The organism is Mesorhizobium sp. M7A.F.Ca.US.014.04.1.1 (assembly GCF_003998745.1).
Classification (GTDB): domain Bacteria; phylum Pseudomonadota; class Alphaproteobacteria; order Rhizobiales; family Rhizobiaceae; genus Mesorhizobium; species Mesorhizobium ciceri.
Map to the genome: position 1 here is coordinate 1 of NZ_RZRW01001199.1, position 860 is coordinate 860.

The 860-nt window shown below is 58.6% G+C and carries 1 protein-coding gene; it reads left to right on the plus strand.

Features of this window, described 5'->3' with window-relative positions; all coding sequences use genetic code 11:
• Positions 1–234: 234 nt before the first annotated feature.
• Positions 235–860 (plus strand): hypothetical protein (locus EOA22_RS35565; RefSeq protein WP_245478787.1); only part of this gene is annotated, 626 nt, incomplete at its 3' end.

Consider the following 860-nt stretch of genomic DNA (forward strand, 5'->3'; position numbering starts at 1 on the left):
TCTGTTCGCTTTATTGGGCCGCCGGCCCGGCCAATGTTCCGTCGAGCCAAACGAAATACCGTCGCTCACGGTTGCTTGACTCCGGCCTCACTGCAACAATATCCCGACTGTGGCGCTCTGGCCTTGCACGATCGCCATCGCGGCGGGTTGATCCATTTACCTGGGGTCTACCGCCAGCCGCGCAACCTTGCATAATTCGGGCAAACTCACTTCCAACTGCAGAGTTACACTATGATGCCAATCTACATCGGGTACGACCCACGCGAAGCCCGAGTCCTCGAGGTGGCGCGATGGAGCGCCTTCCGCCGGACAAGCACGCCGTTGCAGATCCACCCACTGGTGCTCAAAGACCTTGAAGCCCAAGGAATCATGAAGCGACCGATGGAGGTACGTGACGGTAGGCTCTGGTGCCCGATCTCCGAGGCACCGATGGCGACCGAGTTTGCCATATCGCGCTTTGCCGTTCCGTTTATGCGGCAAGGCGGCTGGGCCATGTTCTGCGATTGTGACGTTCTTTTTCTGCAGGATCCCGTCAAGCTGCTCGACCTGGTCGATCCTTCCTACGCGATCATGGCGGTTAAGCACCGGCAACGCGAGTCTGAAGCCGTCAAGATGGACGGACAAACGCAGACGTTCTATCGGCGCAAGAACTGGTCGTCGGTCGTTTTGTGGAATCTAGATCATCCCGCCAACAAACGACTGACGAACGAAATGCTTAATACGTGGCCCGGACGTGACCTCCACGCCTTCAAATGGCTCGAGGATCATGAGATCGGGGAGTTGCCTCTGGCATGGAACTACCTCGTAGGGGCGTCGGCTTCCGACCTCGACCCCGCCGAGGTGTCGCTGGCGCACTACTC